The organism is Carboxydocella sporoproducens DSM 16521, from assembly GCF_900167165.1.
GTDB lineage: Bacteria > Bacillota.
In genome coordinates this window covers 66,035-80,881 of record NZ_FUXM01000002.1, presented here as the reverse complement: position 1 = coordinate 80,881, position 14,847 = coordinate 66,035, and the positions used below count along the sequence as shown (strand labels likewise).

Sequence of the window (14,847 nt, the reverse complement as noted above, 5' to 3'; positions counted from 1 at the left end):
ACAATAATTTTCTGAAAAATTAACACTCTCCGGCCGGAACGCCAAGATATTGGCTTACCACTTTCATGGCACAATAATCTCCGCACATAGTACAAACATCATCGCTTGAATTTAAAGGTGCTCGTTCCGAACGTATTTTTTCCGCTCTCTCCCGGTCGATTGCTACAACCATCTGTTCTTCCCAGTTTAATGATTTACGAGCCCTGGCCATGGCTAAATCCCATTCAGCCGCCCCTTTGACGCCTTTAGCCAGATCCCCTGCATGGGCGGCAATTCTGGCAGCGATTACTCCTTCCCGGACATCAGCGGCAGTGGGCAAGCGCAAATGTTCAGCAGGTGTAACATAGCATATAAAGTCAGCTCCTGCCGCCGAAGCCAGTGCGCCTCCTATAGCTGAAGTAATATGATCATAACCAGGCGCAATATCTGTAACCAGGGTTCCCAGGACAAAGTATGGGGCCTGATTGCTCAATTCTTTCTGTAACTGAATCGTAGAGTGGATATGATGTACTGGCACATGCCCGGGTCCTTCAATCATAACTTGAACCCCATACTCCCGGGCCCGGTCAACCAGTTCTCCAGCAATGATTAGGCCCTGAACCTGGGCACGATCCAAAGAATCATCTATACATCCAGGCCTAATGGCGTCACCAATACTGAGGACAACATCGTATTTTTTAGCTATTTCTAAAAGCCGATCAAACTGGGTATAGAGAGGATTTTCCGCCTGGTTGTGCAGCATCCAACCAGTTAAAAAGGCACCACCGCGACTAACTATATCCATTGTCCTTCCCTGTTTTTTCAGCCGGTTGACCACATCAAAATTCAGGGCACAATGGATAGCCATAAAATCTATCCCATCAGCAGCATGAGCCTCAATAGTAGCAAAGATATCTTCAGCTTTCATTTCGACAATACTACCGTATTTGGCGATTGCTTCTATTGCTGTTTGATAAATGGGCACAGAGCCAACAGGTAATTTGGTTTTAGCCAGGATTTCTTTCCGAATTCCATTGATATCCCCGCCAGTGCTCAAATCCATAATCGTGTCTGCACCGGCCTTTTCTGCAACCTGAAGTTTTTCCAGTTCCAGTTCCAGACTGGTGCTATCAGGGCTGGTTCCGACACTGGCATTCACCTTTGTTCTTAACCCTTTGCCGATGGCAACCGGATTACTATCTTTGCGGTTTTTGTTTTTCAATATAACAATCGTCCCTTCTGCTACTCCCTGGCGAATAAATTCAGGTGATACTTTTTCCTTTGCCGCAACATACTCCATTTCTTTGCTAATGATCCCCTGACGGGCCATTTCCAGTTGAGTCACTTCCCCTTCCTCCCTTTCTGAAGTCTATAATGATCGCCAAATCTAGCTGCTTTTTTTGCCGCTTCCACCCCTGCGTAAACGTGTTCTACAGTGGGAAAAGCAACATGTTCTGCTGGTGTAACATAACAGATAAAGTCGGCACCGGCAGCGACAGCCAATGCTCCCCCAATGGCACTGGTTAGATGATCATAACCAGGTGCAATATCAGTTACAATGGGGCCAAAAACGAAGTATGGACTATTGGAGGTCAATTTCTTCATTAAGTTAATTGTAGGATGGATATCCTGAATAGGAGTGTGACCAGGGCCTTTAACCTGGACTTGCACTCCAAAATCTCTTGCTCTTTTTACTAGATAACCTATTACAGCTAGTTCTGCTGTTTGAACTGTATCTAACGAATCATGGACACTGCCGGGACGAAAAGCATCAGCCAGGCTTAAAACTATGTCGTGTTTTTTCAGGATCTTCAATAGCTTATCATAGTGTTCGTATAATGGATTTTCCTTTTTATGCTCTAACATCCAGGCAGTTAGAAAAGTACCGCCATAACTTACAATCGGCTCTTGACGGTTTTGTTTCAAGTAAAGATCCAGGGTGAATTGATTTAAAGAACAATGAAAACCCATGAAAGAGATACCGTCTTCAGCCTGCTTTTCTATAGTTTCAAATAACTGACTCGCCGACATTTTCAGACAGGATCCATATTTTTCTCTCGCTTCGATTAATGCCTGGTAAAGAGGGAGAGTTCCGACAGGTAAAGATGTTTCCCGGATTAGATTTCGGCGAAACTCATCGCTTTGCTGAGAGGTTCCTCCACTGGACAAATCCATAATGGTATCGGCACCAGCTGCTTCTGCGCTTTTAAGTTTCTCAATTTCTTCTGTATGATTGATAAAATGTTTTAAGGTGCCTATACTAGCGTTTACTTTGGCTGATAAAGGATAGCCTACACCAACTGGTTTGATATTTTTATGATTACGATTATTCAGGATAACAATTTCTCCCCGGGCTATTCCCCGGGCTAGTTCTTCTTTTGTAATGTTTTCTTGGCTGGCAACAAACTCCATGGTTGACGTGATTTGGCCCTGTGAAGCATTTTCCAGAACGGACGTCATGGGCCAGTCACTCCAGCATCTGCGAAGGTAGCCATTTCATTAATGATTTTACAAGCGCCTTCAACAATATGCATTGCTAAAGCAGCACCTGTACCTTCACCCAGGCGCATATTTAGCAAGAGCATGGGTTTCAATCCCAATAATTCAAGGATCATTTTATGACCAGGTTCCTCTGAGGCATGGGAAGGAATCATATATTCAACACTCAGCGGAGCAATCCGTTGTGCTATTAGTGCTGCTGCGGAGGAGATAAACCCATCTATAATAATGGGTGTTTTATTGGCAGCAGCACCCAGGATCAAACCGGCCAATCCAGCAATTTCGTAACCACCTACTTTAGCTAAAACATCAATAGGATCATTTACATTGGGCTGGTTTACTTCGATTGCTTTCCTTATAGCATTTTGTTTATTTTTTAGGCCGGCCTCATCGATTCCTGTACCACGGCCACAAACATCTTCAACCTTTAGACCCCCAAATACAGCTAACAGCGCTGAACTTGGAGTAGTATTAGCAATGCCCATTTCTCCAGTTGCCAGCAGAGTATAACCCTGATTTTTTATTAGATCTTTTGCTATTTCAACCCCGGCTTCTAACGCCTTTACTGCTTGTTCATAAGTCATCGCCGGTTCGATGACCATATTACGGGTACCGTAATCTATTTTTCTGTTTATTACACCTGGCAGGTCTATATCTACTGCCACTCCCATATCCACTACAAACACATCTGCATTAGAATGGCGCGCTAAAACATTGATTCCTGCTCCACCCCGGATAAAATTGGCTACCATCTGGTATGTAACTTCAGAAGGGAAAGCACTTACTCCCTCGCTAGCTACACCATGGTCACCCGCCATAACAACCACACATTTTTTAGATATTTGGGGACGCGGATTTCCTGTAATGCCAGCTAGCTGTTTAGCTATACTTTCTAATCTTCCTAAACTCCCCAGTGGCTTGGTCAGAATATCCAGTCTTACCTGGGCTTGCTGCATCGCTTCAGTATTAAGGGGGACTATTGAACTGATGGTGCGCTTTAACAAATCCATTTTAACTACCTCCCTCAAATTTTATAAGATAAAATTAAAAATCCGCAGCATGAAACATGCCGCGGACTTTACCATCATCCACAGTTATCTGCTATAACAACAGGCAGGTCTCCTGGCTCTCGGATCATAACAATGCTACCGCCTTCCCAGCAATAGTAGCCAGTGGCATATTGGTAGTTGCTCCCCGATTACAGTGGCGGGACCGCTCAGGATTTGCACCTGATTCCCTATTCTCCTCTCAAAAGAGGCACCTGTTGTCATAATATTCAGCTATATTAATTACATTTATTCTACACCTTTTCAGGTTTTCCTGCTTTCATGAACAAAAATATTTAATAATATCCTTTTTCTTCTGTTGGTTTATTTATAATAATATGAAAATGTCCAATCCCATCCTGTAAATGATACTCGCGGCCACATTCAGGGCAAACTTCAGAATGTTCAAAGTCCAGGGCATGCAAACGCAAACCGCAAGTGCAAAAAATCTCTACATCCTTTATTAGTTTTCTAACTTCATCTTTTTTTAAGCTATCTACATTAAGACATACTTTTAGATTCACAATAATCCCACCTTGTTGTTTAGTTACTTATATTATAGCAAAAAACTTATGATTTTTTCCAGCTGATTGATATTTCGACACTCGAAAAAATAATGAAATAATGGCATAAAATCTTTTACCTGTGAGTCATCTTGATTCCAGCGCTCAATGGGTTCAGGATTTAAAAATATTGTTTTATTAAATTTACTGCATAGACCTCGCCAGTATTGGATACCAGCAGGCTGGTAATTGGTGCGACAATCACCAATTACTATTAATATACTATGGAAATAATGGTGATCAGATAGAAGATTACAAATTTGCTGTCCGACTAAAGCGTAATTACTAAACCCGCTAATAGACGCCTGACTATTGAAAAGTTCGGTAATTAATTCTTTAGACATTCTTTCCTGTGCAAGCAAATGGGAAATTTCTGCTACCTGATCCACAAACACAAAGGCTTTAACATTTTTAAAAACATTATAAATCCCTTGAACAAGCTGTAGTAAAAACAAGGCGTATGGACTAACTGAGCCAGAAATATCGCAAAGAACGTATAGATTTGTCTTAGTAATTTTGGGCTTTTTATAATATAAATGATAGGGGAGAAAATTGTGTCTTATTGAAGTCGAAAAAGTTTTTTTAAAGTCAAAAAGTCCTGACTTGGCACGTATCCAGCGCCTGCTTTTTTTCATTGCCAGGTATCTTGTAAGTTTTTGAATGTGTTGCTCAATTACCATTTGTTCTTTTGTATCAAGTGATCCCAGGTCCTTGTTCACTAACATGTTTTCTTTTATAAAATCTTTTTTATTTTCTATACTTAGTTTGTTATACCAAAATTTTTTTACCTCGTTCTCAAAAATCTCTCGTGCACTTTCTAAATTAATTATTAATTGGGGATCTTCAGTTTTTAAGAGCTTGTTCTCAGTAATTTTCCATTCCAAAAAAACTTTTATCTTTTTATTAAATTCTTCGTAGCTAAGATTAAGATTTTTTTCTGAAATATAGTCCAATGACTTACTTATAATCCGCTTTAAACTATTCATATCTCCGAGAACAATATACTGAAATAGCTTTTCTTTAAAAGCTTCGGGTTGACCATATTCACTACTTGTAAATTCTCTATCACCGACAATATTTCCAACTGGAAGTTCTGAAGATTTATAAAATAGTATAGTTTCAAGTATCTTGGCCTGTATATCATCTTTAACCAGCGTAATGTAAAGTAAATCTTTCAAATTCCATTCTGTAGATGGGATAATTGTTAGTGCCTGTAAGAAATCACAAACTTCATCAGTACAAACTGGATAACCGTATTCGCGCAACTCATTAATTATTTGGAGTATTTTCCTCACTATCATAGGAGTGAGGCCACCTTTGGCATGATTGTCTTGATATCTTCTTCATATTTTAGTAATACGCATAATGATTGCTGAACCCAGTCTATGTTAAGGTCTTTTTGGCCGCTTACAAGGGCAGATTGGGCCCACTCTATTACTTCAGCTATACTAGGTGATTTCTTGATCTTTTGTTTTCTGATATTACTGGTAAAAGTGATAATTTTTTCAGCCAATATTTTATCCAGATCAGGCAATTTTTTCAGAATTATTTCTAACTCTCTTTCCTTGTCAGGATAATCAATATAAAGATGGAGGCAACGTCGTTTTAATGCTTCACTGAATGCTCTTGTGTTATTGCTGGTTAACAAAACAAAAGGAATATGTTTGGCTTTGATAGTACCGATTTCGGGAATGGTAACTTGATATTCAGCCAGTGCTTCTAGCAGGAAACTTTCGAATTCCTGGTCGCTTTTATCAATCTCATCAATTAACAGAACTACTGGCTTTTCAGCAGTTAATGCCTGCAAAATTGGGCGGGCTAGATAAAATTCTTCACTAAAAATATTCTTCTTAATATCCTGCCAGTTAGAACCCTGATTCACCAATGTCTGAATGTATAAAAGTTGTTTTTGATAATTCCATTCAAATAATGCTTTGCTTTCATCTAGCCCTTCATAGCACTGGAGGCGAATGAGAGGCCTGTTTAAACTTTTAGAGATAACTTTGGCCAATTCAGTTTTGCCTACCCCTGCAGGGCCCTCAACCAATAATGGTTTTTTTAACTTTAAAGCCAGAAAAACTGCCATTACTGTACGGTCATCAGGACAGTAGTTATTTTCAATAAATAACTGTTTGAGTTGGTCTAAACTGTTTACCATTTTCTCCCCTCTTCCCTTTATCTCTATAAATAAAATTTGGTAAACATTACTCTTAAAAAAGCATCAATAAAAATAGTTAAGATGGTTGTGGCAGCAGGCCAGTAAGGGCGCCATTTCCAGTAAAGCATATGCAATACTGCAGCATTAAATAAAATATCCACAATCGAGACCAGCATAATATTTTCCCAAAAAACTTTTTCAGTAGTCAGGTTATAGAAACCAGTAAATAATATGCTTAAAATTGAAAATAGAAGTCCTAACATGGTAAGGTTTTTAAGAGAAGGTACCATTTCTGTAGTAGTCATTTGACCAGTTAAAAACTTAAATCCCTGAAAGGCTGCAAATATATACCACATAATGGCCAGAGCTGTTACAGCTAACTGGGAATAAAATAGCAATTCTTGCAAGAACATTCGCCTCCACAATTATAATCTCAACATAATATAATTCTCGATAAAACCAGCAAAATCCTGCTGGTAATGTTAAGAGGTCTGGAACAAACTCCAGACCTCTATTGTTTACAAACTATAATTAGGTGCCTCTTTTGTAATAATCACATCATGGGGATGACTTTCTCTCAAACCAGCACTAGTAATTCGTATAAATTTTGTTTTAGTCTTCAGTTCTTGTATATTACGTACTCCACAGTAGCCCATACCAGCTCGCAAACCGCCTATTAATTGATAAACGGTTTCAGCAAGGGGACCTTTATAGGGTACACGGCCTTCAATTCCTTCTGGAACCAGTTTTTGCTCATTCTCTTGAAAATATCTATCTTTGGAGCCATCTTTCATAGCTCCGATTGAGCCCATGCCACGATAAACCTTAAAACTGCGTCCCTGATAAATTTCCATTTCCCCAGGACTTTCTTCCGTACCAGCAAACAGACTGCCTATCATGACTACATCAGCACCAGCAGCAATGGCTTTTGTGATATCTCCAGAGTACTTTATCCCACCATCTGCGATAATGGGAATATTATATTTAGCTGCCTCTCTAGCACAATCATAAATGGCGGTAATTTGCGGAACGCCAATGCCTGCTACAACCCTGGTAGTACAAATGGAACCGGGACCAATACCCACCTTAATGGCATCAGCACCAGCTTCAATTAGGTCTCTTGTAGCCTCGGCAGTTGCCACATTACCTGCGATAATATTTAGTTCGGGGTATTTTTGTCTTATCCGTTTTACTGTTTCTATAACACCTCGAGAATGACCATGAGCAGTATCAACTACAATGGCATCTACCTTTGCAGCTACTAAAGCTTCTACCCGCTCATCAGTATCCTTGGCTACACCTACCGCAGCTGCAACTAAGAGCCGTCCCCTTTGATCCTTTGCAGCATTGGGATACTGTCTGGCTTTTTCAATATCCTTTATAGTTATTAAACCCTTTAACATAAAGTTTTCATCAACAATAGGGAGTTTTTCTACCTTGTGTTTTTGTAATATTTCTTTCGCTTCTTCTAAGGTTGTACCTATCGGAGCGGTAACAAGATTTTCTTTTGTCATAACGTCCTCAATAGGTAAACTATAATCTTTTACAAACCGTAAATCTCGGTTAGTCAAAATACCGACAAGTTTGCCCTGCACAGTAATAGGAACTCCTGAAATTCTATATCTCTCCATCAATTCCAGGGCATCTCTGATGGGATGTTGAGGTGACAAATAGATTGGATCAGTAATTACTCCGTGTTCCGAACGTTTAACCCGATCTACCTCCAGGGCCTGACGCTCAATTGACATGTTTTTATGAATTACACCAATGCCTCCTTCACGGGCAATGGCGATGGCCAGGCGGGCTTCAGTAACTGTGTCCATGCCAGCACTCATCAGAGGAATATTTAGTTTGATATTTTTTGTCAGGTATGTAGAGGTATCTACATCCCTGGGTAATACTTCGGACTTAGCTGGTATTAATAATACATCATCAAAGGTAAGTCCTTCCTTAAGGAATTTGTCTTCCATATCTAATTCTCCTTTCTTTAGTTTATAATTCGATTCGACCTAAATATTTCCCATTATTATAGCACAATCATAATAGTACGCCAAGAAAAAAATGCCCAATTCGGGCATTAAATTTGTTCCAGGTGACTGGTGTCATTTACCAGGCTAATTATATAACGGTCATTATATGCATCGATAATATTAAGAGCGGTGTTGTCCTGTCGGATATTCCAGAACAGATTAAGATTCATTTGTAAAGCACGGGCTAAGATTAAACGAATGGTACCACCATGGGAGGCAATTAGAATCATATCATCGTCCCTGTGCTGACACAGGATTTGTTGTAAAGCCTTCCATGCCCTGTCTGCTACTTGTGAAACACTTTCACCTTGCGGTATAACGACATTAACAGGGTCCCGTTGCCATGCATTCCAAACGTCAGGAAATTGTGCTGCTATCTCCTTATAGGTTAATCCTTCCCAAGCGCCAAACTTCGTTTCTCTAAATCCATTACATAACACTACAGGTTTTTGATGATACCTGGCAATAATCTGGGCTGTTTCTTGCGCTCGGGACAAATCACTGGCATAAAAGGCAGTTATCGGCCAGTTTTTTAGTCGTAATGCTAATCTTTCTGCTTGCTGGCGTCCAATTTCACTCAACGGGATGTCAGTATGTCCCTGGTAGCGTAATTGATTGTTCCAGATTGTTTCACCATGTCTTACCAGTAAGACTTTCGGCACTTTTTTTCACCTCAGTAATTATTTCTTGCATAGTTAAAATTAATGCCCGATTTTCCGCTTCTGTTCTTATAGCAACACGACAATAATATTCATTTAGTCCACGAAAGTTCTGGCAGTTGCGAATTAGAAAACCGGCATCTCTAATTTTTTGTTCTACATCTGAGACAGGTACTGGCAACTCCAGGAGAACATAGTTGGCCTGTGGTAACCAAAAATTTACACCCGCTGGTACCAGATAGTCCTCTATTAATTCAATCATTGCTTCACGCCTTTTTTTGGCTAGTTTTCTACTAATAGCCTCGTAAGCAGAATCCTGTAAAGCTGCTGCTCCTGCTACCTGGGCCAATAAGTTAACATTCCAGGGGTCCTTATGAAATTTCAAAGAGGATATCATCTCTTTATTAGCCAGTAAAATTCCCAGTCTTAGACCTGGTATGGCATAAAATTTTGTAAGTGAATAGCTTATAAATAGATTAGGCCATTGATAGAAATCTTGTATAAAAGATGATTTTTCAGGTTCATCGACAAAGTCAATAAAGGCCTCATCAATCAAGACATTTACATTTTTAGAATAAGCACGATCAATCACTGGTAAAAGTCTCTGCTTCTCCCAGAGAAATCCTGTAGGGTTGTTAGGATTGGTAATTACTAACAGGTCTCCAGGGTTTGCTTCAGCTATTATCTCAAGCCAGTCTATATCCCAGTTATTTTCTTTTGCAAATGACCAGAACCGTATTTCCGCATCAGCTGCTAAAGCAGCACCTTCATACTCACAAAAAGAAGGAATAGGAAGATGAATGGTGCCTGGTTTTAGATATTTGAACAATAAATAAAAAAGTTCAGCGGCGCCATTTCCCCACAAACAGTAACCCGGATCCAGGTTGTTTTTTTTACAAAAAATTTGAGTTAATTCTGTGCATTCAGGATCAGGGTAATGAACTAATAAATTAAGATTGTCTTTAATTGCTGCTACTACGTTTGGAGATAACCCTTCGGGGTTTATATTGGCAGAAAAATCGATAACTTTTCTGAATCGCCAAATGTTACCGCCATGGTGACGTATAAATTTTTCTTTCAACCTACTACCCCCACCCAATATTATTTTAAAAGAAAATAGCCAGCTACTAGTATCAATATTTCTGTGATTTCATTAAGTGCTCCATAGAGATCACCTGTTAACCCACCAAAAAGTTTTGTAAACTTCTTTCCCCATAAAAGAGCAGTAATTATTGAAATTAAAAAAAGAAAAATATCAGCAAACTCTAACCAATAAGACATAATGATAAGGCTCAATATTGTAAAAAATGAGGCTAACATGAATTCCTTTTTTCCAGTATAGTTTTTAAACAAACTTCCCAACCCTTGTGGTCTAATATAAGGAAAAAAATAAATTACTACGACTTGATTGAATCTCGCCAGAACAGGCGCTAGTACGATCAATACCAGTTGCTTATTTTTAATAATTTCAATTAAAAAGCTGTATTTTAACAAATACAGACAAAAAGCACCGATTACTGCATTGCTGCCAACATGGCTATCCTTCATAATTTCTAACATCCGTTCAGGAGATCTGTTACTGAAAACTGCATCAATTGTATCTAGCAAGCCATCAATATGCATGGCACCTGTTAAAATAGTGTGAGCCCAAATTAGTAATGCAGCTAAAATAACACTACTTGCAAATGGTGCCAGAAAAACGGCAATTAGTAGATAAATTCCCCCCAGTAACAATCCGATTACTGGAAAATATGCGGTTGCTTTACCGAATGCTTTTTCATCCCATTTAACTTCAAACAGCGAAATTCTTGTTAAAGCATGTAAGGCAAAGATAGCTGACTTCATTTTAATTTACCCCTAACTTTAGTACTAGAGCTATACCTAAAAATCCAATGAAGGTTATAGTTAATAAGCCTGCAGTGAAAACAATTTTTTGGGTATTAATTATATCTCGCAACTCAAACTTCTTTTTTTTATCTCCTAAGGTAGCCCGCCACTGTGGCTGACCATGGTAATAGTTTAATCCTCCCAGCTGAACTCCTAATAAACCAGCTATTACTGCTTCTGGATGACCTGAATTTGGGCTGGGATGTTTATGGGCGTCCCGCAACCATATAATGAAACTTTGTTTTAGATTGAATCCTAATATTCCACCTGTGATTAATAAGCCCAATCCTCCTAATCTAGCGGGTAGCCAGTTAACCACATCGTCAAGGCGGGCTGCCCACCTCCCAAAATAAAGATAACGAGAATTTTTATATCCCCACATAGAATCTAAAGTATTTATGGCACGATAAATTATCGCTGCGCCAGGGCCTCCAAGAAGAGCCCAAAAAATGGGCGCAAAAAAACCATCGATGAAATTTTCCGCTACAGATTCAACAGTTGCTCTAATTATTTCTTCTTCATTCATATGTTCAGTGTCTCTGCCGACAATTTCAGCTACTTTTTTCTGGGCTAAAGCTATATTCCCTCTAGATAAAGGTTTTAATATTTTTGTTGCTGCCTTTAATAAACTTTTTAGAGCTAAGGAAAAATAGATGAGAATTGAGCCAGTGAAGACATATAAAATTTCATTATAGGCATAAGTTACGCTCAAAATTATTAAGCAAATTAGAGAAACTGCCAGTAAATAAACAATTAGCGCAATTATGCCCGATACTAATGCTTTTTTAAAATCGTTATGATTATGGTTCAGTCTTGCATCAATGTAAGCAGCCAGTTTTCCCATTCCTACTACGGGATGGGGTAACCATCTAGGGTCAGCTAGAAGCAAATCTAAAAAAAATGCAATAAAAATCATTATAATATTATTAATAATCCAATGCTCCATTTTTATCCCTCAATACCATTTTCTATCAATTTCATTAAATACTCCATATTTAAATTTTCTTTAATTAAATTGCCTAGCTGGGTTAAATTGTACTCTCTCCATTCTTTATAGTTACGCAAAGTAGTAATAGGTAAAAGTTTTTTTCGTTGACGCAAATAATTTAACCAGTTTCGACGGAATTGGTCATTATCAAAAATGCCATGAAAATACGTCCCCCAAATTTGTCCATGTGCAGTAATTGCTCCATCAGTTCGATTGTCATCCAGCTTAATAAACGGGGTTTCGGAAGGATCAAGAATGGTTTGACCCATGTGAATTTCATACCCTTTTACATCAAGTCCTGACTCTTCCAAATTAAAAAATTTATTAGTTAAAATACCATTACTAATTGTAGTTGTTTTTTCAGGCCAAAACTCTGTTTTCATTTTGATAAAGCCTAAGCCAGTTTCGAACCTTTTTGTACCTTCCACACCATGGGGATCGTAGATTTTTTCCCCTAGCATTTGATAGCCACCGCATATTCCCACTATTGGAATCCCTTGGGTTTGAGCGCTTTTTAAATAACTTTCCCAACCGGAAGTTCGTAAAAAGTTCAAATCGCTGATGGTATTTTTACTGCCAGGAATAATGATAGCATCAGGGTTGCCTGCAGCAGAAGGGTCAGATTCAAAACGCACACCTACATCTGGCTCAAATTTTAATGCATCAAAATCTGTGAAATTAGATATCTGAGGCAAGCGTATCACTACAATATCCAATCCGTTTGGTGGCAGAGGCTTAGATTGAATAGACATAGAGTCCTCTTCTTCCAGTGCCAGCTTTTGATAGGGCAGAACTCCTAAAACAGGAACCAGCGTTTTTCTTTCCAATATCTCAATCGCTGGTAAAAACAGATTGACATCGCCTCTAAATTTATTGATAATAAACCCTTTAATCAGTTGCCGTTCTTCTGGTTCTAATAATTCCATAGTTCCAACTAGTGATGCCAAAACGCCCCCGCGGTCGATATCTCCAACAAGTAAGACGGGCGACCTGGCATATTTAGCAACTCGCATATTTACAATTTCAGTATCTTTTAGGTTTATTTCCGCTGGACTGCCGGCACCTTCGATAACAATAACATCGTATTGATTTGCTAATCTGTGAAAAGCATCAGTTACAATTTTCCATGCCTGCAGCGACCAAGTGTTATGATACTCTCGAGCAGACATGTTACCGAGAGGCTTCCCCAATACTACAACCTGGCTTTGCATATTACCGGCAGGTTTTAATAAGATGGGATTCATATCAACACTGGGTAATATACCAGCAGCTTCTGCCTGTAATGCCTGGGCCCTGCCTATTTCCCCACCCTCATATGTAATGTAGCTATTCAGGGCCATATTTTGCGCTTTGAAGGGAGCTACTTTTAGCCCCTGTTCTTTCAAAATCCGGCACAAGCCAGCAACAATTAATGATTTACCGACATTAGAGCCAGTTCCCTGGACCATAATAGTCTTTGCCGCCATTATATCCTCTCCCCGTGCTTTTTTATATCTATTGCTATACCACACCAGACAAAATAAACTTTATTGCAAATTTCACCTAATAGCTGGTGTAAAGTTCCCAGTGCATCACCAAAGGTCCGGGTTAACTGGTTGCTGGCTATTCCTCCTAACCCAACTTCATTACTAACCAAAATAACTTTTCCTTGATATGTTTTTATTGTTTGCACCAAATCAGCAAACTCTTTTTCCAAATTCATTTCACTCAGCAATAAATTAGTTACCCACAATGTTAGACAATCAATTAACACCGTTGGTTGGACATCCCACTGATTTAGTTCATTTAGAATACAAGCTATTTTCTGTGGTTCCTCAACTGTTTGCCAGTGTGACGGGCGGCGTATTTTATGTTCATTTACTCTTCTGGCCATTTCTTCATCCCAGACCTGTGCAGTAGCAATATACACTACTTGCCTATCCGATGAAGCTAATTTTTCTGCCCACTTACTTTTCCCACTGCGGATGCCACCAACTACCAAAATTTTTTCCCCCGGCAAGTTTGTTACCCCTTTCTCCCCTGAATATTTTTTGCTATACTATGTCATAGATTTCTTGGATTGGAGGCAATATATGTTAAGACGGTTCAAGCAGTTTTTTTGGGCTATATTTTCGAAGATGACTGATAAAGATCGAGAATATGTTAACTCATATTTAAACTTGATGGAACAAACCCTTTTTTATCATTTGGATCCCATAACCCAAAAGCATTGTGTCCGGGTTGCCAGAACCTGCGAAAAATTATTTGATCGACTAGATTCTGAGCAACAAAGCCGTCTTAATCGAGAAGCATTGATTAAAGGAGCTCTATTACATGATATCGGTAAGGTAAGTTTCCAAATATCCTTGCTGGAAAGAGTTATCATGGTAATGGTAAATGCCCTTTTCCCAGGATTAGTTAAAAAATATGCATATCTTGATTATCGCAGTCCGTTATCCTGGTGGCATCGCATGTGTCATTCCTATCTTTATCACGGGGAAATTGGCTGGAATGTAGCCAGGACCATTAATACCATTGATTCTATTACCTTACAACTAATTAGGCATCACCATTCTCAGGAACACAAAATTCCCGCAGAGATCGAGATTTTAAGATTGGCCGATAATCTCAATTGAGATCATCGGCCAGTTTGTTTCTTATCACATCCACCAGTTCATTGATTAAATGAGGTAATGGCTCATTGCTATTGCTTATTAGCTTGATTTGATCACGACAAATAGGTAAAAGATATTTTTCTTTATCTATACTAGCTATAGCCGTAGCTATAGCAGGAGTTATTTCCCCTAACATTGAATTCGGAATAACTATACCTAGCGGTCCCACAATTATGTCTACGTTTTTAATGCTGTAACAAATAGCATTTTCTCCTGAGGCAGCCTCATTGGCTCCTGCTTTCAACATATTAGCGGCCGCCCAGGCATTGGTAGCCAGGGCTATTATCTCGATTTTTTCCCCAAAAACTTTACGCAGTTTTTCAGTAATATGTTTTCCAATACCTCCGCCTTGACCATCAATCACAGCAATACGCATAAAACCTC

16 protein-coding genes and 1 riboswitch are annotated in these 14,847 nt (G+C 39.1%); of the genes, 1 reads left to right on the top strand and 15 read right to left on the bottom strand.

The window, feature by feature from the left end; all coding sequences use genetic code 11:
• Positions 1-19: 19 nt before the first annotated feature.
• The 14 genes from bzaB to cobU form a co-directional block, all read right to left on the bottom strand.
• Positions 20-1,324 (bottom strand): B12 lower ligand biosynthesis ThiC-like protein BzaB, encoded by a 1,305-nt coding sequence (bzaB, locus tag B5D20_RS01325; protein WP_078664425.1) that lies wholly within the window; start codon positions 1,322-1,324, stop codon positions 20-22.
• Positions 1,321-2,439, bottom strand: coding sequence for a phosphomethylpyrimidine synthase ThiC (thiC, locus tag B5D20_RS01320; RefSeq protein ID WP_078664424.1), 1,119 nt, complete (start codon positions 2,437-2,439; stop codon positions 1,321-1,323). The genes bzaB and thiC overlap by 4 nt, the downstream gene beginning before the upstream one ends.
• Positions 2,436-3,488 carry a nicotinate-nucleotide--dimethylbenzimidazole phosphoribosyltransferase gene (gene cobT / locus B5D20_RS01315; RefSeq protein WP_078664423.1) on the bottom strand — a complete coding sequence of 351 codons (1,053 nt, stop codon included), beginning with the start codon at positions 3,486-3,488 and terminating at the stop codon, positions 2,436-2,438. Before cobT ends, thiC begins: the two co-directional genes overlap by 4 nt.
• 85 nt (positions 3,489-3,573) lie before the next feature.
• Positions 3,574-3,758: riboswitch (cobalamin riboswitch) on the bottom strand.
• 62 nt (positions 3,759-3,820) lie between these two features.
• Positions 3,821-4,048, bottom strand: coding sequence for a hypothetical protein (locus tag B5D20_RS01310; protein ID WP_078664422.1), 228 nt, complete (start codon positions 4,046-4,048; stop codon positions 3,821-3,823).
• Between the two features lie 32 nt (positions 4,049-4,080).
• A complete protein-coding gene (locus tag B5D20_RS01305) occupies positions 4,081-5,388 on the bottom strand; it encodes a VWA domain-containing protein (RefSeq protein WP_078664421.1) in 1,308 nt (435 codons plus the stop codon).
• Positions 5,385-6,245: an AAA family ATPase gene (locus B5D20_RS01300; RefSeq protein WP_078664420.1), complete on the bottom strand. Its 861-nt coding sequence runs from the start codon at positions 6,243-6,245 to the stop codon at positions 5,385-5,387. Before B5D20_RS01300 ends, B5D20_RS01305 begins: the two co-directional genes overlap by 4 nt.
• Positions 6,246-6,268: 23 nt before the next feature.
• Complete coding sequence (locus B5D20_RS01295; protein ID WP_078664419.1) at positions 6,269-6,652, bottom strand: hypothetical protein; 384 nt, start codon at positions 6,650-6,652, stop codon at positions 6,269-6,271.
• Between the two features lie 111 nt (positions 6,653-6,763).
• Positions 6,764-8,215 (bottom strand): IMP dehydrogenase, encoded by a 1,452-nt coding sequence (gene guaB / locus B5D20_RS01290; RefSeq protein ID WP_078664418.1) that lies wholly within the window; start codon positions 8,213-8,215, stop codon positions 6,764-6,766.
• Between the two features lie 107 nt (positions 8,216-8,322).
• Positions 8,323-8,937 carry an alpha-ribazole phosphatase gene (gene cobC / locus B5D20_RS01285; RefSeq protein WP_078664417.1) on the bottom strand — a complete coding sequence of 205 codons (615 nt, stop codon included), beginning with the start codon at positions 8,935-8,937 and terminating at the stop codon, positions 8,323-8,325.
• Positions 8,906-10,015: a pyridoxal phosphate-dependent aminotransferase gene (locus tag B5D20_RS01280; RefSeq protein ID WP_159071871.1), complete on the bottom strand. Its 1,110-nt coding sequence runs from the start codon at positions 10,013-10,015 to the stop codon at positions 8,906-8,908. The genes cobC and B5D20_RS01280 overlap by 32 nt, the downstream gene beginning before the upstream one ends.
• A gap of 20 nt (positions 10,016-10,035) precedes the next feature.
• Positions 10,036-10,779: an adenosylcobinamide-GDP ribazoletransferase gene (gene cobS / locus B5D20_RS01275; RefSeq protein WP_078664415.1), complete on the bottom strand. Its 744-nt coding sequence runs from the start codon at positions 10,777-10,779 to the stop codon at positions 10,036-10,038.
• Position 10,780: 1 nt separating this feature from the next.
• On the bottom strand, positions 10,781-11,767 hold the full coding sequence (gene cbiB / locus B5D20_RS01270; protein WP_078664414.1) for an adenosylcobinamide-phosphate synthase CbiB: 987 nt from the start codon (positions 11,765-11,767) through the stop codon (positions 10,781-10,783).
• 2 nt (positions 11,768-11,769) lie between these two features.
• Complete coding sequence (locus B5D20_RS01265) at positions 11,770-13,275, bottom strand: cobyric acid synthase (protein ID WP_078664413.1); 1,506 nt, start codon at positions 13,273-13,275, stop codon at positions 11,770-11,772.
• Positions 13,275-13,790, bottom strand: coding sequence for a bifunctional adenosylcobinamide kinase/adenosylcobinamide-phosphate guanylyltransferase (gene cobU, locus B5D20_RS01260; RefSeq protein WP_159444458.1), 516 nt, complete (start codon positions 13,788-13,790; stop codon positions 13,275-13,277). Before cobU ends, B5D20_RS01265 begins: the two co-directional genes overlap by 1 nt.
• Positions 13,791-13,926: 136 nt before the next feature.
• Between cobU and B5D20_RS01255 the strand changes: the two genes are divergently transcribed.
• The gene (locus tag B5D20_RS01255; protein WP_159444457.1) at positions 13,927-14,424 is read left to right on the top strand and encodes an HD domain-containing protein; all 498 of its coding nucleotides are present in this window, start codon (positions 13,927-13,929) and stop codon (positions 14,422-14,424) included.
• Here B5D20_RS01255 and B5D20_RS01250 read toward each other — a convergent pair.
• A complete protein-coding gene (locus B5D20_RS01250; RefSeq protein WP_078664410.1) occupies positions 14,417-14,839 on the bottom strand; it encodes a DUF3842 family protein in 423 nt (140 codons plus the stop codon). The genes B5D20_RS01255 and B5D20_RS01250 overlap by 8 nt on opposite strands.
• Between the last annotated feature and the right edge of the window lie 8 nt (positions 14,840-14,847).